The organism is Citrobacter sp. FDAARGOS_156 (genome assembly GCF_001559235.2).
Classification (GTDB): Bacteria; Pseudomonadota; Gammaproteobacteria; order Enterobacterales; family Enterobacteriaceae; genus Citrobacter; species Citrobacter youngae.
Map to the genome: position 1 here is coordinate 175,538 of NZ_CP014030.2, position 21,869 is coordinate 197,406.

Annotated in this window: 17 protein-coding genes and 1 pseudogene; 14 read left to right on the forward strand and 4 right to left on the reverse strand. The window is 51.2% G+C overall.

Translation table 11 applies throughout. The features are described 5' to 3' along the window. Positions 1-209 precede the first annotated feature (209 nt). Both AL515_RS00880 and AL515_RS00885 read left to right on the forward strand, forming a co-directional pair. A complete protein-coding gene (locus AL515_RS00880; RefSeq protein ID WP_061066849.1) occupies positions 210-392 on the forward strand; it encodes a hypothetical protein in 183 nt (60 codons plus the stop codon). Further along, entirely contained in the window at positions 389-2,176 is a 1,788-nt protein-coding gene (locus AL515_RS00885; protein WP_061066850.1) for a lytic transglycosylase domain-containing protein, read from the forward strand. The genes AL515_RS00880 and AL515_RS00885 overlap by 4 nt, the downstream gene beginning before the upstream one ends. Positions 2,177-2,233: 57 nt before the next feature. On the opposite strand, the gene AL515_RS00890 is transcribed toward AL515_RS00885, so the two are convergent. Next, positions 2,234-2,695, reverse strand: a complete 462-nt coding sequence (locus tag AL515_RS00890) for a hypothetical protein (RefSeq protein WP_061066851.1) — start codon at positions 2,693-2,695, stop codon at positions 2,234-2,236. Between the two features lie 809 nt (positions 2,696-3,504). Here AL515_RS00890 and AL515_RS00900 point away from each other — a divergent pair. The 3 genes from AL515_RS00900 to AL515_RS23725 all read left to right on the forward strand — a co-directional run bounded on the left by AL515_RS00900 (position 3,505) and on the right by AL515_RS23725 (position 5,554). After that, on the forward strand, positions 3,505-3,756 hold the full coding sequence (locus tag AL515_RS00900) for an excisionase family protein (RefSeq protein ID WP_061066853.1): 252 nt from the start codon (positions 3,505-3,507) through the stop codon (positions 3,754-3,756). A 339-nt stretch (positions 3,757-4,095) separates the two neighbouring features. Beyond that, positions 4,096-5,217 carry a tyrosine-type recombinase/integrase gene (locus tag AL515_RS00905; RefSeq protein WP_061068782.1) on the forward strand — a complete coding sequence of 374 codons (1,122 nt, stop codon included), beginning with the start codon at positions 4,096-4,098 and terminating at the stop codon, positions 5,215-5,217. A gap of 151 nt (positions 5,218-5,368) precedes the next feature. After that, a complete protein-coding gene (locus AL515_RS23725) occupies positions 5,369-5,554 on the forward strand; it encodes a hypothetical protein (RefSeq protein WP_061066854.1) in 186 nt (61 codons plus the stop codon). A 209-nt stretch (positions 5,555-5,763) separates the two neighbouring features. Here the strand turns inward: AL515_RS23725 and AL515_RS23730 are convergent. Then, positions 5,764-6,072: pseudogene (locus tag AL515_RS23730) on the reverse strand (hypothetical protein); the annotation flags it as partial. Between the two features lie 230 nt (positions 6,073-6,302). Between AL515_RS23730 and AL515_RS00925 the strand changes: the two are divergent. Together AL515_RS00925 and AL515_RS00930 are read left to right on the forward strand one after the other, a co-directional pair. After that, positions 6,303-8,291: an RNA-binding domain-containing protein gene (locus AL515_RS00925; protein ID WP_061066855.1), complete on the forward strand. Its 1,989-nt coding sequence runs from the start codon at positions 6,303-6,305 to the stop codon at positions 8,289-8,291. Positions 8,292-8,712: 421 nt separating this feature from the next. Beyond that, positions 8,713-9,330 (forward strand): trimeric intracellular cation channel family protein, encoded by a 618-nt coding sequence (locus AL515_RS00930; RefSeq protein WP_003024049.1) that lies wholly within the window; start codon positions 8,713-8,715, stop codon positions 9,328-9,330. Here the strand turns inward: AL515_RS00930 and ligB are convergent. Next, positions 9,327-11,006, reverse strand: a complete 1,680-nt coding sequence (ligB, locus tag AL515_RS00935; RefSeq protein ID WP_061066856.1) for an NAD-dependent DNA ligase LigB — start codon at positions 11,004-11,006, stop codon at positions 9,327-9,329. The genes AL515_RS00930 and ligB overlap by 4 nt on opposite strands. 261 nt (positions 11,007-11,267) lie before the next feature. Between ligB and gmk the strand changes: the two genes are divergently transcribed. From gmk to recG, 5 genes are read left to right on the forward strand one after another with little or no spacing between them, the layout of a single operon-like run. Beyond that, a complete protein-coding gene (gene gmk / locus AL515_RS00940; protein WP_019078035.1) occupies positions 11,268-11,891 on the forward strand; it encodes a guanylate kinase in 624 nt (207 codons plus the stop codon). Between the two features lie 54 nt (positions 11,892-11,945). Then, the gene (rpoZ, locus tag AL515_RS00945) at positions 11,946-12,221 is read left to right on the forward strand and encodes a DNA-directed RNA polymerase subunit omega (RefSeq protein ID WP_000135058.1); all 276 of its coding nucleotides are present in this window, start codon (positions 11,946-11,948) and stop codon (positions 12,219-12,221) included. An 18-nt stretch (positions 12,222-12,239) separates the two neighbouring features. After that, entirely contained in the window at positions 12,240-14,354 is a 2,115-nt protein-coding gene (gene spoT, locus AL515_RS00950; protein ID WP_003024038.1) for a bifunctional GTP diphosphokinase/guanosine-3',5'-bis pyrophosphate 3'-pyrophosphohydrolase, read from the forward strand. A 4-nt stretch (positions 14,355-14,358) separates the two neighbouring features. Further along, positions 14,359-15,048: a tRNA (guanosine(18)-2'-O)-methyltransferase TrmH gene (gene trmH / locus AL515_RS00955; RefSeq protein ID WP_061066857.1), complete on the forward strand. Its 690-nt coding sequence runs from the start codon at positions 14,359-14,361 to the stop codon at positions 15,046-15,048. Between the two features lie 5 nt (positions 15,049-15,053). Further along, complete coding sequence (gene recG, locus AL515_RS00960; protein ID WP_061066858.1) at positions 15,054-17,135, forward strand: ATP-dependent DNA helicase RecG; 2,082 nt, start codon at positions 15,054-15,056, stop codon at positions 17,133-17,135. Between the two features lie 42 nt (positions 17,136-17,177). Here recG and gltS read toward each other — a convergent pair whose 3' ends face one another. Beyond that, positions 17,178-18,383: a sodium/glutamate symporter gene (gltS, locus tag AL515_RS00965; protein ID WP_003024029.1), complete on the reverse strand. Its 1,206-nt coding sequence runs from the start codon at positions 18,381-18,383 to the stop codon at positions 17,178-17,180. Between the two features lie 225 nt (positions 18,384-18,608). On the opposite strand from gltS, the gene xanP reads away from it, so the two are divergent. Continuing rightward, a complete protein-coding gene (xanP, locus tag AL515_RS00970) occupies positions 18,609-20,000 on the forward strand; it encodes a xanthine/proton symporter XanP (protein ID WP_061066859.1) in 1,392 nt (463 codons plus the stop codon). 121 nt (positions 20,001-20,121) lie between these two features. Beyond that, entirely contained in the window at positions 20,122-21,831 is a 1,710-nt protein-coding gene (locus AL515_RS00975; RefSeq protein WP_061066860.1) for an AsmA family protein, read from the forward strand. Positions 21,832-21,869: the final 38 nt, after the last annotated feature.

Sequence of the window (21,869 nt, forward strand, 5' to 3'; positions counted from 1 at the left end):
AAGCCGCGCCAGAAGCAACGCTGGCGCATAAATGTGATTTGAGTCGTCAAAAATTTCAGTCTCTCCATTAAGCACGACTGTTTCCTTATCTGTTAATCAATTCCCCTTCTGGTAATGATCGAATTTACTCTTTCATTAATTGCAATAAATATGGTGATCGTTTCATTTATTGCAACTAAAATAACTGTATAAATATCAGGAGGTGGTAAATGTCTAAACAAAGCGTCAAGCCTGTATTGCTCAGTGATGCGCAGTTGCAGGCCATTCGAAATATTCAGGAGCAACAGCGCAAACAGTCAGGGCTCGGGGTTGCGCCCTCTATTCATGAAATCGCTCGTGGGCTGGTGGATAACGCACTGGCGATGCACGCAAAAATGAAGGTGTCCGCATGATTATTAACGAGTTGGCCTACAAGGTCACAGTAAAAACAGATGAGTTCCTGCATGGAAAGCGAAAGGTACAGGATGAAGTCAGAAAACTAAACCAGGAGTTGTCCCGCTCGGAAAAAGAGCGAGATAAAGAACTAAAAAAACAGCGGGAAGAACTCGAGAAATTCGGTAAATCCGCCGCCTCCGCTACACGCAACGTTATGGCAGCCGCTGCCAGCTTTCTTGGGCTAAGTGCCGGGCTTTACGGCATCAAACAATTATTCACCTCAACATCAAACGAAATTGTCCGAGCCAGCAATCAGGCCAAGTATTTCGGTACTGATGTGAATAAGTTATTCGGTGTCCGCCGTGGATTCCAGCAGGCGGGCCTTAATGCTGACTCGTTCATCGGCGCTTCCGGTAACGCACGTATGGCGCTGGCTAACATCAAAGATCCGACAATCTTTGGTGGGCTCACCGGCGCGGCGCAAAACCTGATGGTGTTGGGTGCGCGTACCGGCCTGAACATCAATAACCTTGGCGACCCTAACAAGGCGCTGGGGGAGTTTACCCGCTACGGCAAATCCCATTCTCAGGAAAACCTGATGCAGGTGATGGCGGCAGCCGGATTCGACCCGACAGACGCAGCCAAGATTAAATCTGGAGAGCTAAAGTCTCTGGTCGATTCTGAAACGAAGAAGTCGAACATCACCGCCCAGCAGGTCAGGGAGCAGGAAAGAGTAGCTGTTACACTTGGGCAACTGGATTCACAGTTCACGCGACTGAAAACAGATTTAGCGATCGCCTTTGCCCCTGATGTCGTTAACGGAATGAAAGCGTTTGGCTCATGGATTGAGAAGAACCACGGCAACATTATCGGTTTCTTTGATGATGCTGGTAAGACCGCTAAGCGATTTACCGAGGCCGTAGGTGGTGCTGAAAATGCTCTCAAGCTTCTGGCTGCTGCTTATGTGGGAAGCAAGGTAACAGGAGCTGGCATTCCTCCTTGGTTGGCTGGTTTGGTTGCGTATGGCACATACCTTTATAACGACCAGGACAACATTAAGGACAGTGCTGAATCATCATTAAGCTATACAAAGCGAAATATCGGTGATGCTGCAAGAGCTATTGGGTTTGATACTGATTATGGTCGTAAGCCCGGCACCGTGATGGGGGATAATATTCAGTGGGATATCCCCGGGGCTACTGAAACACTACTTGATGCCATCAGAAAGGTAGAATCTAGTGATGGAGCGAAACTATATAGTCATAAAGGTGCTGTCGGTGAGTATCAGTTTATGGCTGATACAGGCAGAGAGATGGGCTTGCGTGTTGATGACCAAGTTGACGACCGACTTGATCCTGAAAAATCACGAGCGGCAGCACAAATCTACATGAGTAAGCTATTAAAGAAATATGACGGTAACCTTGATAACGCTTTAATGGCTTATAACTGGGGGATGGGGAATGTTGACAAGTGGATCGCCAACGGAAGCGACCCAGCAAAATTACCAAAAGAAACTAGGGATTATACGGGTAAAATTCGTACAGCAATGGGGCTGAGCGATGCAAATAACTCGATTGGCACAGATAGATATCGTGACTACTATGCTACGCAAGCCAGGCTGGCCAATGGCTCTTCCAACCAATCCTATGCGCAGAGTGTTGTGAACAACTACAACAGCCAAAACATAGGAGAGGTAAAGGTTAGCGCGACCACCGACCAAGCCTCAAAGCTAGCTGAAGGGTTTAAAGAGATGAATCGACGCGCATCAACGAATCAGGCATTTTCAAGCAGCGTCAATTGATAAGCTGGTGGGTTGGGTGGCGTGCTAATAAATCTCATCATTGATAATGAGAGCGAATTATTTTTTATCCAGCGGGACACCCATGCCCCTCTTTGTTACATCAGCTTGCTGTTGTAGATATTTATAGTCACCAGCAGCACGAACCACTTCTGACATAGCTTGCTTGTATTCGTTTAACAGGTTGGTAAAAATGTATCTTTGCGTATCGGTTGTTAATGGGCTGGAGATGTTCTTATTTACCCAGTCTTCATAATGCTTAACTATTTTTTTATACCCATGCGAAGCTAATTTGGGGTCGCCGTTCGCCCCTTCTATCAGCCATTCGCAATCATCCATCACTTTATCGTTGAAAGTGCTTCCCGCGATTCTTTCCACATTTGCGTCAAGCTTATCATGGGCACTTGCTGTAATAGCCGCACAGGCCATCATGATGGTGTCCGCAGTAGGAGCAGAAGCCGCACTTTTACAGAAGCTGAATCCAGCGATTATGGAAACAGCAAAGATTGATAATCTGTTCATTTCATATCCTTGAATGTTTTCCAGAAGCATAACGTTATTGACGCAGAGAAAATAGCCACTCGGATATCAATGTGGCCAATTGCAAAGAAGGCTCATATCGCCTGTCGTGGATCGTGGATACTAGACTGCCTTGACGGATTATAAGCTGGAAAACCTGAGCGTAAAAAGCTGTTATACATCCCCCAGCATTCTGGTTCGCAGTACGCAGTCTGGTACGCAGCAAAAGTACCCATAAGCGGTGCGTACCACTCAGTATTACCTTTGCAAATCTCACCTCCTACACTTCTAGTGATGGCCCACCCTCCACCAGCACAATCGAACAAAATCCTTTAGATGGGGGCAGGCGACAATGCGCTTTAGAGGCGCTGGTGAAACATGTGGCGCTTTCCCGTAAAAAGTGCCACATGTTAGTAGGGACCGTGTCGCACTTTTTTAAGAAAACTGTAACAGGTAACACTTAATGATTTTTCACCGGGTTGAACGAAATGGCGTAGCTGGTGGTAGGTGGAGGTTGCGTGAGAGATTTAGATCCAGTGCTAATTACCAGAGCAGATATTCAGAACATGCTTGGCGGCATTTCCCGCACAACCTTCTATCGCATGCGTCAACGATGGAAACGAGAAGGTACGCCATTCCCGGAACCCGTTAACGACATCATGCCACCAAAGGGCGGAACACTATACCGGCATAAGGAGGTTATGGCGTTTTTCAAAGCTAAGGGGTACCTGTAGCCGGGATTACGCTCACACCACAAAAATAATTTTCTCTATATGCTGTAGTTGGGATAGGTCGATTTTAAAGGCAGATTTATGTCAGATAAAAGCATAATCCAACTAGTTCCCAACAAATGGGTTTCTGAAGAGTTATTGATGGCCATCACCGGCCTGACAAAGAACGCGATCAAATCAGCACGTACACATTCATGGATGGAGGGACGAGAGTATCGGCACTACTCAGGGGACTGCCAACCCAAGGAGAACTCCCCTATTCTTTACAACCGACACGAAGTCGATAATTGGGTTGAACGCCAGCAGCCAGCCAGGCCAAGAGCTAAAAAATAGTAACCCTACACGCTGACCACCAGCGCAGAGAATCAACCTCACGTTTAATGGATGATACATAGGGTCACTTTTCGCCAATAAGTGACCCTATGTTGAAACTGCATAGGGTCACTTTTTTTAAAAGTGGCACTATGAGGCAGAATGCATAGGGTCACTTTTTATAAAAAAGTGGCACTAGATATATGTATAACTATCTTATGAAACCGCACTTGTGGAAAGCGTATTTTTGTTAATTGGCATTAACTAACGATAGGCGCTGGTTAACATTCTTAAGTGGTAAGCATGGGCTTACTGGTCGCCTTAATCCGCCCCATCACCTTTATGACTGTGAGGTTACTTATGCCGATCTTTCGAAGAGGAAATATATGGTATTGCGACTATCAGACTCCTGATGGGAAAAGGAGGAGGAGATCACTAAAAACCTCAGATAAAAAGCTAGCGGAAGAACTCCATGACAAACTGAAATACGAGTCCTGGAGGATTGCTAACTTAGGCGGCTTTCACATAGCCACTTTCGAGGATGCTTGCGCAAGATGGATTAAGGAAAAGGCAGAGAAGAAAACGCTTCGGGACGATAAGAGCCGGATTGCCTTCTGGATGGAGAGCTTTGCAGGTAAAACGCTTGATGAGATTACGGAGGATAAAATCTACAACGCAATTGAAAATATGACTAATCGCCGGCATACAGAAAACATAAAGAACAGTATTGCGGCCATGAAATTGGCAAAGTTACCCACTCCATTGTTTATCCCCCGCAAAGTAGCTACCGCGACTAAAAACACTCATTTGGCATTTCTTAAGGCCATGTTGAGGAAAGCGTTTTTTGAGTGGAAATGGATTACAAATGTACCCTACATCCGCCTGTATCCTGTTAAAAACAACCGCGTTCGTTGGTTGCTACCACATGAAGCACAGAGGTTAATCGAAGTCTGCAATGAGCCCTTAAAATCAGTTGTCGAATTTGCGTTGGCAACTGGGCTAAGGCGTTCGAACATCATCAATATGGAATGGAAGCAAGTCGATCTAGCACGAAGTGTTGCATGGATAACTGCGGAAAACTCCAAAACAGGCAAAGCGATCGGCATAGCTCTAAATAAGACCGCCTGTAGCATTCTTGAGCGTCAAAAAGGCAATCACCCATGCTGGGTCTTTGTACACACGAAAGCAAAGCCAAAACCAAACGGAGAAATGACCCCATCGGTGAGAAGAATGCGTGTTGATGATAACAACGGATGGCGCTTGGCACTGGCCCGGGCGAGAATTGAAGATTTCCGTTTCCACGATCTGAGGCATACATGGGCCAGCTGGTTGGTTCAGGCTGGAGTCCCATTATTTGTTTTGCAGGAAATGGGCGGTTGGGAAAGTCTCGAAATGGTCAAGAGATATGCGCATTTATCACCAACACACTTGGCAGAGTATGCTTGCAGGCTAGATGAGATCTTGCCGCACACTAGGGACTAGCTTGTTAACGCTGGCGCAAACAAAGAGGTATCCACTTAAGCAGTGGTTAATGACAGTAAGCAGCTAGGCCAAAAAAGAGTAACCATGCCAACCGTGAGTTATCTCATGGATGACAATATAATACCGGGCACCACCAGCATGGGGACAATTGATGACGCCACGAGAGATCGGATTGCTGGCTATAGCAAAGCTTGAGCATGACGGCCACCAGCTTACTCCTGCAGATCAGCGGGAAATAGAACGCACTGTTAACGCCGATATAGTCCGGCGCACCAAGTTCCGGGATATGATGAGAGCACCGGCCTACCAGTGGAAGAAGCCCGCGCCACGGCGTTGATTAATCTATTGGGTTTTATGGGATAGCTTCCATTGTTCGTAATCGCTTAGCAACCAGCGCGAGCTTCTGCCGAACTTCATTGGTTGGGGAAGATTGCCTTTTTTGATTTCTGCATACAGAAATGTTTTACCCATTCCAGAGTCTTCCATCATGTAACGCATGTCTATCAAAGATGTTGGTTCTAGTTGTCTGCCCATGCGTGCCTCTACTTAAAGGTTGCTAGCGATGGCCGCTTCTAACTTTTCTGAATTGCTCCCCTGCCGCTTCCACGGGCTGTAGATGTCTTTATCCCGAGCCTTGCCTGCTTTAGTCTGATAACCGGCCTCATTCAGGCGTTCAGCGATGATGAGACCATTATCTAAGCCCTCATGGATAGTATCGGCAACAATAGCGATTACAACCGCTTAATTATATGGGGTGGGCGGGATTCCCTACTTACCTCCAGCCAGCGCTGCTGTTTCCATTCGCTCCACCAGCGCCAGCAAACGCGACTGAAGATTGCTCTCTGGCTGGTTCATAACGGATAACAACTGAATGATAACTGATTAGACGATTGATAACGGATTATTGCGGATCATAACGGATTGTCGCTACCGTAACAGATGCCCCCCACCTATACCAAACAACTGAATAAACATACAGTTACATAACCATTTTGCACCTCAGTGTAATTTCTTGCGCTTTTTTATCAGGTAAACCAGGGTAAGATGTGGCGAGTTTATACCCACAAAACTCCCATGGAGGAGCAGTGTTTCAAATATCTGATCTAACTGACCTACGCACTTTGTCTGAAACCTCAGAACTTGAATTCAAATTAGCTCAAGGGAAAGACGGGCAAGGAAAGTTGCCAGATGATTTCTGGCCAACATACAGCTCAATGGCCAATTGCCGCGGTGGGTATGTTGTTTTGGGTATTCGAGAGAGAAAAGGCGAGTTTACGGTCGCAGGTATACCAGACATCAATACTGTTAAAAAACAGCTTTTCGACCTCGCCGGCAATAGCAAAAAGGTAAGTGTAAATCTCCTAACCAATCATTCTGTCCAGACAGTAACCCTGGATGGGAAAAATGTGCTTGTCATTGAAATTCCGATAGCAAGACGTGAACAAAAGCCTGTGTATCTTAATAACCAACCTATGACTGAAACGTGGTTCAGAATACATGATGGTGATCACCGTTGCTCGGAAGAGCAAGTTCGTAGAATGATGGCTGAACAGGTTGAAGAAAGCCGGGACAACCGAATTGTTCAGCATTTTGATATGAACGATATAAGTTTGGATAGCCTGCATGCCTATCGAAATCTTCTCTCTGCATCAAATCCTAATCACCCAGCGTTGGAACTAGATAATTTTGCATTCCTACGCAGCATTGGGGGATACAGGAAAGATAGACAAACTGGGCTGGAGGGCATGACCCTAGCTGGCATCTTGATGTTTGGGACGTGGGAAGCAATACAAGATGTAGCACCGAACTATTTCGTTGATTACCAAGAGCGACCAGAGGCAAGAACAGAAAGAAGGTGGGTTGATAGGTTGTGCCCGGACGGAACATGGTCAGGCAATGTTTTTGACTTCTACAGACGAACGTACCGAAAGCTAATTGCAGATCTGAAAGTCCCCTTCGAGCTTAAAGAAGGTATTAGACAAGATGACACTCAGATCCATACGGCTTTGCGTGAAGCGCTTGTAAATACTTTAGTGCATGCGGACTATTCCGGACGCATCTCAATCATGATCGTGAAGCGACCGGATTTGTTTGGATTTCGCAACCCTGGCCTAATGCGGGTGCCACCAGAACAAGCAATCAAAGGGTATGAAAGTGACTGCCGCAACCGCCTTATGCATCAAATGTTTTTGATTATCGGCGCTGGCGAACGTTCAGGTTCAGGAATCCCTAAGATTTTTAGCGGCTGGAAATGGGCCAACTGGCGCATCCCACGGCTATATGAAAAAACAGAACCTGAGCAAACGCTGCTTGAGCTATCAATTGGTAATCTTGTGTCAGAGGAAATTGCCAACCTTCTTCATGCAAAATTTGGAGACAAAGTTGATCACCTGAATGAACTTGAACGCAGCATAGTTATCACTGCCGCTGTCGAAAAGTGGATCGATCATGAACGCGCCTGCCAACTTACTAGTCTCCATTCACGTGAAGTAACGCTAGCCCTTCCTCGCCTTGTCAGTAGTGGTCTATTGGTCTCACACGGAGAGAAGAGAAACAAATCATACACACTGCCTGGGCAAGACCTTCCTTCCCCAGAAGAAGTGTTTGGTGTAAATCCGTTATCAACAGATAACTCAATACTAATTGATGGGCAAATCATCACGGATAGAGGTAATTTGATCACGGATAACGATGATTTGATCACGGATAACGAACTGGAAATAGGTAGCGAGCATGAACGAGATGCCTTTGGTCGATTCATAACGTCAAAACTTCCATATCCCTATGTAGACAATCTTGATTGCCTCTCCCCCATCCTTAGACAGCAGTTGGAGGACGCTTCCGCATTAGCAAGAAAGAAAAAAAGGCTTTCAAACGAAGTGATGGATGAAATGATCTTGACGCTTTGCAACGGTCATTACATGCCACTAAGTGTCATTTCGAAGCTGATGGAGAGGACGCCTCAAAACTTGCGAGAAAAGCAACTTGTCCCATTAGTTAAAGCAGGGAAAATCCGTTTAGCTTTTCCCCATGCAAGAAGACACAAGCGGCAGGGGTACATTTCTGGAAAGTAAATTAATACCGAAGGTTCAGAGAACAAAAAACAACCGGTTATGGCAAGCGCCTCACATTATGGTGTACACAAGGGTGTACCCAAAACAAAAATAGATTATATAAAAACCAGTGATAGCAATGGTTACATGACAGTACTCAACAAACAGATTCAATATCGAGTAAGTCACCATCTCACGTAGCCCGTCAATAAACGGCGGCGCTACGTGCCTTTCCCGACGCTTCAGTTCTCATCTATGCGACCAGAATTATATTTTCTCATCATTTATCATCACCACCCATATCACAAAGCGCATGCCATAACGTGTTTACAACAATTTCGCATTAGCTGTAGTTATTAAAATCACTTCACCTTAGAAAATCTCAATCGTGACAGTGCGCACAAATCGTTAACCTTAGCCCCCAGCAAATCAGGGGGAATACATGCTGTTACACGTTTTATATTTAATTGGTATTACTGCCGAAGCCATGACCGGTGCGCTTGCGGCTGGGCGTCGTCGTATGGATACATTTGGCGTCATTATCATTGCCACCGCGACAGCCATTGGCGGTGGTTCAGTACGCGATATTCTTCTCGGCCATTATCCGCTCGGCTGGGTAAAGCACCCTGAATACGTCATTATCGTAGCCACTGCCGCGGTACTGACCACCATTATTGCTCCCGTTATGCCCTATCTGCGTAAAATCTTCCTCGTCCTGGATGCGCTGGGCCTGGTGGTCTTTTCTATTATTGGCGCTCAGGTGGCGCTGGATATGGGCCATGGTCCGATTATCGCCGTGGTCGCTGCGGTCACTACCGGGGTTTTCGGCGGCGTATTACGCGATATGTTCTGCAAACGCATCCCGTTAGTGTTCCAGAAAGAACTGTATGCCGGCGTATCATTTGCCGCTGCCGTGCTGTACATCGTGCTGCAGCATTATGTCTCCAGCCACGATGTAGTAGTTATCTCCACCCTGCTTTTCGGCTTTACCGCCCGACTACTGGCGCTGCGCCTGAAGTTAGGACTGCCGGTGTTTTACTATCGTCATGAAGGGCATTAAGGCATAAAGCCCGTGATCCGCTGAGCAGCTAACCAGTTGCTCAGCGCGGTGATCTCCCGATTCTTCAGCCACTGCATCACCTGCCGAGCCCGCCGCGCCCCCATAAAAGGAAGCTGCCGCCAGCTTTGTTCACTACGCTCGTGTAACTGCAGCCATGAACCATCCTGACTGGCATTCAGCGTAGCCTGTGTTATCGGTATTCCCATAGCAATCAGCCAGCGCGTGAACGGAAGATCGCGTGACAGGTTGAACTGATGCCATAACTTATCCCCTTTACTTACACCAAATGTGGCCTGTAGTTGTTCCTGAGTTAGCCCAAGCCAGGAAAAGATATGCTCAAAGCGATACGCCTGATGGAGCTCCCGCCATCCCGCCTCGCCGATGCCCTCGAGCCCCAAGACCTCTTTGGCCCCCAGCCAGACCAGCCTTGCGACAAACTGCGCATAACACTCCGGGGTAGCATAAAAACAGGTTAATGAATTGAAGCGACCCTCAGGTGGCGTTGGCTTAGTACGTTGAGTACTGCGCCAGACGACTTCGTCTATGCGGGGGATCCCCTGCCCGGCAAGGCTTATCAGAATCTGATCGCCAGGTGCAATATCCCATTCATTCCAGCGTCGGACAGAGCCAATATTGACGCGCTGCACCCGCTTATCATCCAGCATGACGGGCTTCAACATAGCAACAACGGCAATTTTCCCGCTTTTGCCAACAGAGAACTGAATACCCGTCACCTCAGACACTATGGCCACGGGAGGATATTTCCACGCTGCCAGCCAGTCTCCCTGTCCAGGGAGCCAGTATCGCGCCTGCGGCTCTTTTCCCGTTCGCACAACTACGCCATCCGTCACAAAAGGTAATGCTGAACTCCACCAACTGGCGCGTGCTTGCTCGACATCATCTGCACTCTTCACGGTCCTGGTAAAATGTTGCGTAAAGCTAAAACCGGCAGCAGTGAGTTGTTCCAGTCTTTCCGACATGGCAGCCGGTCCATCGGGCCACGCCCAGATAAAAATAGCCAGCGAGCGTAACATTTCCGGATTGCTCTGGCGTATCATCATTCCAGCAACCTTTGAACGGGCGTTCATTCCCCCTCTCTGCTGTTGGATATGCCCTTCCTGCTGCAAAAATATCTCACCCTGCAGAGTACTGTTAGCGAGCTGTCCCTTGGTGATATGGGGTACGGAAGGGATCTGAAGAACCTTTTGCGTCCAGTCTTCACCTTTCAGGCCGTTACCACGGCTAATCGCCCGGACCAAATTGCCATTGCGATAAACCAGCGTCACCGCCACGCCATCCACCTTCGGCTGTACCCAGAGATCGCTGCGGGCTTTCATCCATTGCTGTAGCGCTTGCTTATCGGCAAGTTTTCGAACTCCCGTATGGGGAACAGGGTGCGAGACGGTGCCACTTATTGGGGGCGCAGACAGATCTGTTTTGGCTTCATCGCCAAAACAACGTTGCCATTGGATGAGTTGCGCATTGAGCTGGTCATAAACGCCGTCGTCTACGGCACTTTCACCCTGTTTCCAGTAACTGTCATTCCACTGTGTTATCTGCTGCTGTAGTCGTGAAATTTCCTCATTTGCCCGGGCAGGCGACCAGACGGGGCAAACCGCCCATACAGGTAAATTCCAGACCAGCAAAACCAGCCCTATGCATTTCCATGATCCCATGCTACCTCCGCTGAACACTGCATTTCCCGGCAGATATAGCGCGAAGTGAAAGGGAAGCAGAGCGGCAAATATTCACTCTGCAGGCAGCATTCCTGACATTTGCACGTATTGCTGCAAATCGCGGATAAAACAGGAAACTGGTACGCAAAACGCAATAAACATGCGCAAAAAGTGTGACAAAGGCTACGTAGCAAAGCGGCTACGTGTATAATAAGCCCGTATGTAGGCTCTCTTTCGACAATCACATACATTAAGATACTCATGGCTCAAGGCACGCTTTATATTGTTTCTGCCCCCAGTGGCGCGGGTAAATCCAGCCTGATTCAGGCTTTATTAAAGACCCAACCGTTGTATGACACCCAGGTTTCTGTTTCGCACACCACGCGCGCACCGCGCCCGGGGGAAGTGCACGGTGAACACTATTTCTTTGTGAACCATGATGAATTCAGAACCATGATTGGCAGAGACGCGTTCCTGGAACACGCGGAGGTTTTCGGTAATTACTACGGCACCTCACGTGAAACCATTGAGCAAGTATTGGCATCCGGCGTAGACGTCTTTTTAGATATCGACTGGCAAGGTGCGCAGCAAATTCGTCAAAAAATGCCGCATGCGCGCAGTATTTTTATTTTGCCGCCATCTAAGATTGAGTTGGATCGCCGTCTGCGTGGCCGCGGTCAGGATAGCGAAGACGTGATAGCAAAACGTATGGCGCAAGCTGTTGCAGAAATGAGTCATTACGCCGAATATGATTATCTTATTGTGAACGATGATTTCGATACCGCCCTGGGCGATTTGAAAACCATCATTCGCGCCGAACGTCTGCGCATGAGCCGCCAAAAGCAGCGTCATGACGCTTTAATCAGCAAACTGTTGGCAGACTGAACCCACATTCAGTATCATGCCCAGTCATTTCTTCACCTGTGGAGCATTTTAAGTATGGCACGCGTAACTGTTCAGGACGCTGTAGAGAAAATTGGTAACCGTTTTGACCTGGTACTGGTCGCCGCGCGTCGCGCTCGTCAGATGCAGGTAGGCGGAAAGGATCCGCTCGTACCGGAAGAAAACGATAAAACTACCGTTATCGCGCTGCGCGAAATCGAAGAAGGTCTGATCAACAACCAGATCCTCGACGTGCGTGAGCGCCAGGAACAGCAAGAGCAGGAAGCCGCTGAATTACAAGCCGTTACCGCTATTGCTGAAGGTCGTCGTTAATCACAAAGCGGGTCGCCCTTGTATCTGTTTGAAAGCCTGAATCAACTGATTCAAAACTACCTGCCGGAAGACCAGATTAAGCGTCTTCGGCAGGCGTATCTCGTTGCACGTGACGCTCACGAGGGCCAGACACGTTCAAGCGGTGAACCCTATATCACGCACCCGGTAGCGGTAGCCTGCATTCTGGCCGAGATGAAACTCGACTACGAAACGCTGATGGCTGCGCTGCTGCATGACGTGATTGAAGATACCCCAGCCACCTACCAGGACATGGAGCAGCTTTTTGGTAAAAGCGTTGCAGAGCTGGTAGAGGGGGTATCGAAGCTTGATAAGCTTAAGTTTCGCGATAAGAAAGAGGCGCAAGCTGAAAACTTTCGCAAGATGATTATGGCGATGGTGCAGGATATCCGCGTCATTCTCATCAAACTTGCTGACCGTACCCACAATATGCGCACGCTGGGCTCATTACGCCCGGACAAGCGTCGCCGCATCGCCCGTGAAACCCTCGAAATCTATAGTCCGCTGGCACACCGTTTAGGTATTCATCACATTAAAACCGAGCTGGAAGAGCTGGGTTTTGAAGCACTGTACCCGAACCGCTATCGCGTGATTAAAGAAGTGGTTAAAGCCGCTCGCGGCAACCGTAAAGAGATGATCCAAAAAATCCTCTCGGAAATCGAAGGGCGTTTGCAGGAGGCAGGCATTCCGTGTCGCGTAAGTGGGCGTGAGAAGCACCTGTACTCTATCTACTGCAAAATGGTGCTCAAAGAGCAGCGTTTTCACTCCATCATGGATATCTACGCTTTTCGCGTTATCGTTCATGATTCCGATACCTGCTATCGCGTACTCGGCCAGATGCATAGCCTGTACAAACCACGTCCTGGTCGCGTGAAAGACTATATCGCCATTCCAAAAGCGAACGGATATCAGTCTTTGCACACCTCAATGATCGGCCCTCACGGCGTTCCGGTTGAAGTACAGATTCGTACTGAAGACATGGACCAGATGGCAGAGATGGGTGTCGCAGCGCACTGGGCTTACAAAGAACACGGCGGCGAAAGCAGCACCACCGCACAAATCCGCGCTCAGCGCTGGATGCAAAGCCTGCTGGAACTGCAGCAGAGCGCCGGTAGCTCATTTGAATTTATTGAAAGCGTCAAATCTGATCTCTTCCCGGATGAGATTTATGTTTTCACACCGGAAGGGCGCATTGTTGAACTGCCTGCCGGTGCAACGCCTGTCGACTTCGCCTACGCCGTGCATACCGATATCGGTCACGCCTGCGTCGGCGCGCGCGTCGACAGACAGCCTTACCCGCTTTCACAACCGCTCTTTAGCGGTCAGACAGTTGAGATTATTACCGCCCCGGGTGCGCGCCCGAATGCAGCATGGCTCAACTTCGTCGTCAGTTCGAAAGCGCGCGCCAAAATTCGCCAGTTGCTGAAAAACCTCAAGCGCGATGATTCCGTGAGTCTGGGTCGTCGACTGCTCAACCATGCACTGGGCGGTAGCCGTAAACTGGCTGAGATCCCGCCAGAGAGCATCCAGCGTGAGCTTGAGCGCATGAAGCTCGCCACGCTTGACGATCTGCTCGCAGAAATCGGTCTGGGTAACGCCATGAGCGTGGTGGTTGCGAAAAACCTCCAGCAGGGCGAAGCAACGGCAAACGTGCCAGCGCAATCTGGCCATGGCCATCTGCCGATCAAAGGCGCAGACGGCGTGCTGATCACCTTCGCGAAATGCTGCCGTCCAATTCCAGGCGATCCCATCATTGCCCACGTCAGTCCGGGTAAAGGTCTGGTGATCCACCATGAGTCCTGCCGTAATATTCGTGGCTACCAGAAAGAGCCAGAGAAATTTATGGCGGTGGAATGGGATAAAGAGACGGAGCAGGAATTCATCACCGAGATTAAGGTGGATATGTTTAACCACCAGGGTGCTCTGGCGAACCTGACGGCGGCAATCAACACGACCACCTCCAATATTCAAAGTCTGAATACGGAAGAGAAAGATGGCCGCGTTTATAGCGCCTTTATTCGCCTGACCGCTCGCGATCGCGTGCACCTGGCGAATATCATGCGCAAAATTCGCGTCATGCCGGACGTGATAAAAGTCACCCGTAACCGAAACTAGTCTTATGAATGAACAGCGCTATGCACGTATCCGCGAGATGCTCGCACGTCGTCAGCCCGATCTGACCGTCTGCATGGAGCAGGTTCACAAACCTCATAACGTTTCTGCGATTATTCGTACTGCAGATGCGGTCGGCGTGCATGAAGTCCACGCCGTCTGGCCGGGTAGTCGTATGCGCACCATGGCCTCTTCTGCCGCAGGCAGCAACAGTTGGGTGCAGGTGAAAACTCACCTTACCATTGGCGATGCGGTCACACATTTAAAAAGCCAGGGCATGCAGGTCCTGGCAACCCATCTGTCAGATAAAGCCGTGGATTTTCGCGAGATTGATTACACGCGTCCCACCTGCATCCTGATGGGCCAGGAGAAAACCGGCATCACTCAGGAAGCGTTGGATCTGGCTGATCAGGACATCATCATTCCCATGACTGGCATGGTGCAGTCGCTGAACGTTTCGGTCGCCTCCGCGCTGATTCTGTACGAAGCACAACGCCAGCGGCAAAACGCTGGGATGTACCGACGAGAAAACAGCATGCTGCCACAAGACGAGCAACAGCGCTTACTGTTTGAAGGCGGTTATCCGGTGCTGGCGAATGTCGCTAAGCGCAAAGGTCTTCCCTACCCTCACGTAAACACGCAGGGCGAAATTGAAGCCGATGCAACGTGGTGGGCCACAATGCAATCTGCGAGATAAACGCGATGAAAGGCCGTTTACTGGATGCCATCCCACTCAACTCTCTGACCGGCGTTGGCGCAGCGCAAAGCAGTAAACTGGCGAAAATTGGCCTGCACACCGTACAGGACCTCCTGCTACACCTCCCCCTGCGTTACGAAGACCGTACCCATCTGTACCCGATTGGCGAACTGCTGCCGGGCGTCTATGCCACCGTTGAAGGCGAAGTGCTGAACTGCAATATCACCTTCGGTGGCCGCCGGATGATGACCTGTCAGATCAGCGATGGCTCTGGCATTCTCACTATGCGCTTTTTCAACTTCAGCGCAGCAATGAAAAACAGCCTCGCCACCGGTCGCCGGGTGCTGGCCTACGGTGAAGCCAAACGCGGGAAATACGGCGCAGAGATGATCCACCCGGAATACCGTGTGCAGGGCGATCTCAGCACGCCGGAATTACAGGAAACGCTAACCCCTGTTTATCCGACTACCGAAGGCGTGAAGCAGGCCACGCTGCGCAAGCTGACCGATCAGGCACTGGATTTGCTCGATACCTGCGCCATTGCCGAACTGCTGCCACCAGAGCTGTTACAGGGCATGATGAGCCTGCCCGAAGCACTGCGCACGTTGCACCGCCCCCCACCGTCGCTGCAACTCAGCGATCTGGAAACAGGACAACATCCGGCGCAGCGACGTCTGATTCTCGAAGAACTGCTGGCGCATAATCTCAGCATGCTGGCACTACGCGCCGGGGCACAGCGTTTTCACGCCCAGCCGTTAAGTGCTAACAACGCGCTAAAAGATAAGCTGTTGGCAGCATTGCCGTTCAAACCTACTGGCGCGCAAGCCCGCGTCACCGCGGAGATAGAACGCGACATGGCGCTGGATGTGCCGATGATGCGCCTGGTGCAGGGCGATGTCGGCTCCGGTAAAACGCTGGTTGCGGCGTTAGCCGCCCTGCGCGCTATCGCACATGGTAAGCAGGTAGCGCTAATGGCTCCCACCGAACTGCTGGCTGAACAGCATGCGAATAACTTCCGTAACTGGTTCGCGCCGCTGGGCGTTGAAGTAGGCTGGCTGGCAGGTAAACAGAAAGGCAAAGCGCGCCAGGCGCAGCAGGAAGCTATCGCCAGCGGTCAGGTGCAGATGATTGTCGGTACTCATGCAATTTTCCAGGAACAGGTTCAGTTCAACGGTCTGGCACTGGTTATCATCGACGAACAGCACCGCTTCGGGGTGCATCAACGTCTGGCGCTGTGGGAAAAAGGTCAGCAGCAGGGTTTCCACCCGCACCAGCTCATCATGACCGCCACGCCGATTCCGCGCACCCTGGCGATGACCGCCTATGCCGATCTCGACACCTCAGTAATTGATGAACTCCCACCGGGACGCACCCCGGTCACCACGGTGGCGATTCCGGATACCCGCCGCAGCGACATCATTGATCGCGTGCGCAACGCCTGTACCCACGAGGGGCGTCAGGCATACTGGGTCTGTACGCTGATTGAAGAGTCTGATCTGTTAGAAGTTCAGGCAGCAGAAGCGACGTGGGAAGAGCTTAAAATTGCGCTGCCAGAACTCAATATTGGCCTGGTACACGGCCGTATGAAGCCCGCCGAGAAGCAGTCAGTAATGGCGGCCTTTAAGCAGGGTGAACTGCATCTGTTGGTTGCCACCACGGTGATTGAAGTGGGCGTGGACGTGCCAAACGCCAGCCTGATGATTATTGAAAACCCGGAGCGCCTGGGCCTGGCCCAGCTGCATCAGCTACGTGGCCGCGTAGGTCGTGGCGCGGTGGCCTCCCACTGCGTCCTGCTCTACAAATCACCGCTGTCAAAAACTGCGCAAAAACGCCTGCAGGTTCTGCGCGACAGCAACGACGGATTCGTTATTGCGCAAAAAGATTTAGAGATCCGCGGCCCCGGCGAGCTGTTAGGTACTCGGCAGACCGGAACGGCAGAATTCAAGGTCGCAGATTTACTGCGTGATCAGGCGATTATCCCGGAAGTTCAGCGCATTGCTCGCCATATTCACGAACGCTATCCGCAACAGGCCGTGGCGCTAATAGAGCGCTGGATGCCGGAAACCGAACGCTACTCCAACGCATAGTCGATTCATAGCGGCGGCGGATGTTACCCCGCCGCACAGCCGTTATTGCGCGAAAATCGGCAACAGCAGATACAGCTTAATCACCAGCGCGTTGACGATATCGATAAAGAACGCGCCCACCATCGGCACCACCAGAAACGCCATATGGGATGGTCCAAAACGTTCGGTAATTGCCTGCATGTTGGCAATCGCCGTCGGCGTCGCGCCGAGGCCAAAACCGCAGTGTCCGGCAGCCAGCACAGCGGCATCGTAGTTCTTACCCATCATGCGCCAGGTAACGAATATCGCATACAGCGCCATGAAAATGGTCTGCACAACCAGGATTGCCAGCATCGGCAAGGCCAGAGAAGCCAGTTCCCATAGCTTCAGGCTCATCAGCGCCATCGCCAGGAACAGTGACAGACTAACGTTACCCAGCACAGAAACCGCACGTTCGAACACCCGGTAAAAGCCCAGTAGCGCCAGACCATTGCTGAGGATCACCCCAACAAACAGCACGCAAACGAAGGTCGGCAGTTCCAGCACCGTTCCAACCAGCATTTGCGCAACGATTTTACCCACCGTCAGACAGATAGCGATCAGCGCGATGGTTTCAATCAGCACCAGTGAGGTGATCATGCGCCCAACGTCCGGCTTTTCAAATGCGGTCGGCACAGCCTGATCGTCCGGCATGCCATCTGGCGTGGTGGAGTGTTTGACCAGATAGCGCGCAACAGGACCACCAATCAAGCCGCCCAGCACCAGGCCAAACGTTGCGCAAGCCATCGCCACTTCAGTCGCATTGGTGAAGCCATAACGTTCAATAAACAGCTTGCTCCACGCGGCCCCGGTTCCGTGTCCACCAGAGAGGGTGATCGAGCCAGCGATCAGACCCATCAGCGGGTCCAGGCCCAGCAGGGTCGCCATACCAATACCGATGGCGTTTTGCATAAGCAGCAGGCCAACAACCACAATCAGAAAGATACCCACCACACGGCCACCAGCGCGCAGGCTGGCGATATTGGCGTTCAGGCCGATGGTGGCGAAGAAGGCCAGCATCAACGGATCACGCAGGGTCATGTCGAAGTTCACTTCCCAGCCCATGCTTTTTTTCAGCACCAGCAGCGCAATCGCCACCAGCAGGCCGCCCGCAACGGGTTCAGGGATCGTGTATTTTTTCAGGAAGGAAACAGACTGGACGAGCTTACGTCCCAGCAGCAACACCAGGGTTGCCGCAACCAGTGTTGATAACGTATCGAGATAAAACATTTACAGCTCCATTAGTGCGTTTAGCACAATCACGCACGATGCATTCCAGACCGATTTTTAGCTCTTATTGAGTTTTCGGGGTGGATTTTAAGCAGAAAATGATGAAAAGTTATATAAAAATGTTTGTTTATCCGTTTTAAATATTAAGAATACCTGCTAGCAAACGTTTGCTTTTCTGCCTTGGTCAGATAAAATCACCGCTTTTCCACCATGGGATTGCCTCTGATGTCCGTTAACGCCGTAGAGTCAACAAATGCGCAACCGGTTGCGCAGGCTCACAACAGTGAACTGATTTACCGTCTTGAAGATCGCCCCCCGTTAGCCCAGACCTTGTTTGCCGCTTGTCAGCATCTGCTGGCCATGTTCGTCGCGGTAATTACTCCCGCTCTGTTAATTTGCCAGGCGCTTGGTTTACCGGCTCAGGATACTCAACACATTATCAGTATGTCGCTGTTCGCCTCCGGCGTAGCTTCTATCATTCAGATCAAAGCCTGGGGGCCGGTAGGCTCAGGGCTGCTATCCATTCAGGGCACCAGCTTTAACTTTGTTGCGCCACTGATTATGGGCGGTACGGCGCTAAAAACCGGTGGCGCAGATGTCCCAACCATGATGGCGGCGCTGTTCGGTACGCTGATGCTGGCAAGCTGCACCGAGATGGTTATCTCACGCGTACTGCATCTGGCGCGGCGGATCATTACCCCATTGGTCTCAGGCGTGGTGGTGATGATTATCGGCCTGTCGCTGATTCAGGTGGGTCTGACATCGATTGGTGGTGGCTATGCCGCAATGAGCGACAACACCTTTGGTGCACCGAAGAATTTACTGTTGGCAGGCGTGGTGCTGGCACTAATCATCCTGCTTAACCGCCAGCGCAACCCGTACCTGCGCGTTGCGTCACTGGTGATTGCAATGGCGGCGGGTTATCTGCTGGCCTGGTTTATGGATATGCTGCCGCAAAATACCGCGCCGGTTAGTCAGGATCTGCTGATGGTGCCGACGCCGCTCTATTATGGCCTGGGCATTGACTGGAGCTTACTGCTGCCGCTGATGCTGGTCTTTATGATCACCTCGCTGGAAACCATCGGCGATATTACGGCCACCTCCGATGTCTCCGAGCAGCCGGTTTCTGGTCCGCTGTATATGAAACGCCTGAAAGGCGGCGTGCTGGCGAACGGTCTGAACTCGTTTGTTTCCGCTGTGTTCAACACCTTCCCGAACTCCTGTTTTGGTCAGAACAACGGGGTTATTCAGTTAACGGGCGTTGCCAGCCGCTACGTCGGTTTTGTGGTGGCGCTGATGTTAATCGCGCTGGGCCTGTTCCCGGCGGTCAGCGGTTTTGTACAACATATTCCTGAGCCAGTACTCGGCGGGGCAACGCTGGTAATGTTCGGTACTATCGCCGCATCCGGCGTGCGTATCGTGTCCCGCGAGCCGCTGAACCGTCGCGCAATTCTGATTATCGCGCTGTCGCTGGCTGTTGGTCTCGGCGTCTCCCAGCAACCGCTGATCCTGCAGTTCGCCCCGGACTGGGTGAAAAACCTGCTCTCTTCCGGCATTGCTGCTGGCGGTATTACCGCTATTGTTCTGAACCTGATTTTCCCGCCTGAGAAGCAATAAGCAAAATGCGGCGTTGGTTCTGAATCAACGCCGCTGTAACGCTCTTTCACCATTCCCGCCTTGAGCATTGCGCCTAAATCGTGCATAACTTGACTATGTGCACTTCGCGGGATGGAAGACCATGAAATTTATTGGAAAGCTGCTTCTTTACGTGCTGATCGCCCTTGCAGTGGCGATCCTCGGCCTTTATTTTCTACTGCAAACCCGTTGGGGCGCAGAGCACGTCAGCGCCTGGGTTTCACAGAACAGCAGCTACCATCTGGCCTTTAATGCCATCGATCACCGGTTTTCTTCCCCTTCCCATATTCTGCTGGAAAACGTCACCTTTGGCCGGGATGGTCAGCCCGCCACGCTGGTCGCCAAAACGGTCGATATTGGACTCAGTAGCCGACAAATCACAGACCCGCTGCACGTAGACACCATTTTGTTGCAAAACGGCACGCTAAATCTGTCCCAGCAAACCGCGCCATTGCCATTCCAGGCCGATCGCCTGCAGTTGCAGGATATGGCGCTTAACAGCCCCGGTAGCGAATGGACCCTGAGCGCACAGCGCGTTAACGGTGGCATCATTCCCTGGAGCCCTGAGGCAGGTAAAATTCTCGGCAGCAAAGCGCAAATTCAGCTCAGCGCCAGTTCGTTGACGCTCAACGATGTCCCGACCACCAACGTCTTGATTGAAGGCAGCATTGACCATGACCGGGTGACGCTTAGCAATATTGGCGCAGACGTGGCGCGTGGAGCATTAACCGGCGTAGCGCAACGCAATGCCGACGGGAGCTGGGTAGTGGAGAATCTGCGCCTGAACGATATCCGGCTGCAAAGCGACAAATCGCTGGCCGACTTTTTTGCCCCGTTAAGCACCATTCCTTCCCTGCAAATTGGTCGTCTGGAAGTAACGGATGCCCGTCTGCAAGGCCCCGATTGGGCGGTGACGGATCTCGATCTGAGCTTGCGCAACATGACCTTCAGCAAGGACGACTGGCAAACTCAGGAAGGAAAATTGTCGATGAACGCCAGCGAGTTTATCTACGGCTCTCTGCACTTCTTCGATCCGATTCTGAACGCCGAGTTCTCACCACAGGGCATTGCGCTGCGCCAGTTCACCACCCGCTGGGAAGGCGGTATGGTCAGAACATCCGGAAACTGGCTACGCAGCAACAAAGCGCTGGTCCTCGATGATGCCGCTATTGCCGGTCTGGAATATACGCTGCCGGAAAACTGGAAGCAGCAGTGGATGAAACCTCTGCCAACATGGCTAAACAGCCTGACGCTGAAGAAATTCAGCGCCAGCCGCAATCTGGTAATTGATATCGACCCGAGTTTCCCGTGGCAGCTCACCGCGCTTGACGGTTACGGCGCTAACCTCGGGCTGGTACAGAACAATCAGTGGGGGATATGGAGCGGGAGCACCACCCTCAACGCCGCTGCTGCTACCTTTAACCGTACGGATGTACGTCGTCCTTCGCTGGCGCTGACGGCGAACAACAGCACCATCAATATCAGCGAACTGAGCGCCTATACGGAAAAAGGGCTGCTGGAGGCCACCGCCAGCATTTCGCAGTTACCTCAGCGCCAGGCTCAGATCAGCCTGAACGGACGCGGCGTGCCAATGACGATCCTGCAGCAGTGGGGCTGGCCCGCATTGCCGCTTTCCGGCGATGGTAATATTCAGCTTACCGCCAGCGGCAATATTCAGGCCGATGCGCCGCTCAAGCCAACGGTCAGCGGCCAACTGCATGCGGTGAACGCGGAGACACAGCAGGTCACGCAGACCATGCAGGCGGGCGTGGTTTCAGGGAGTGAAGTCACAGCACCACCACCTGCGCAATAATTTATTGCCCGGTGGCGCTTCGTTTACCGGGCCTACTC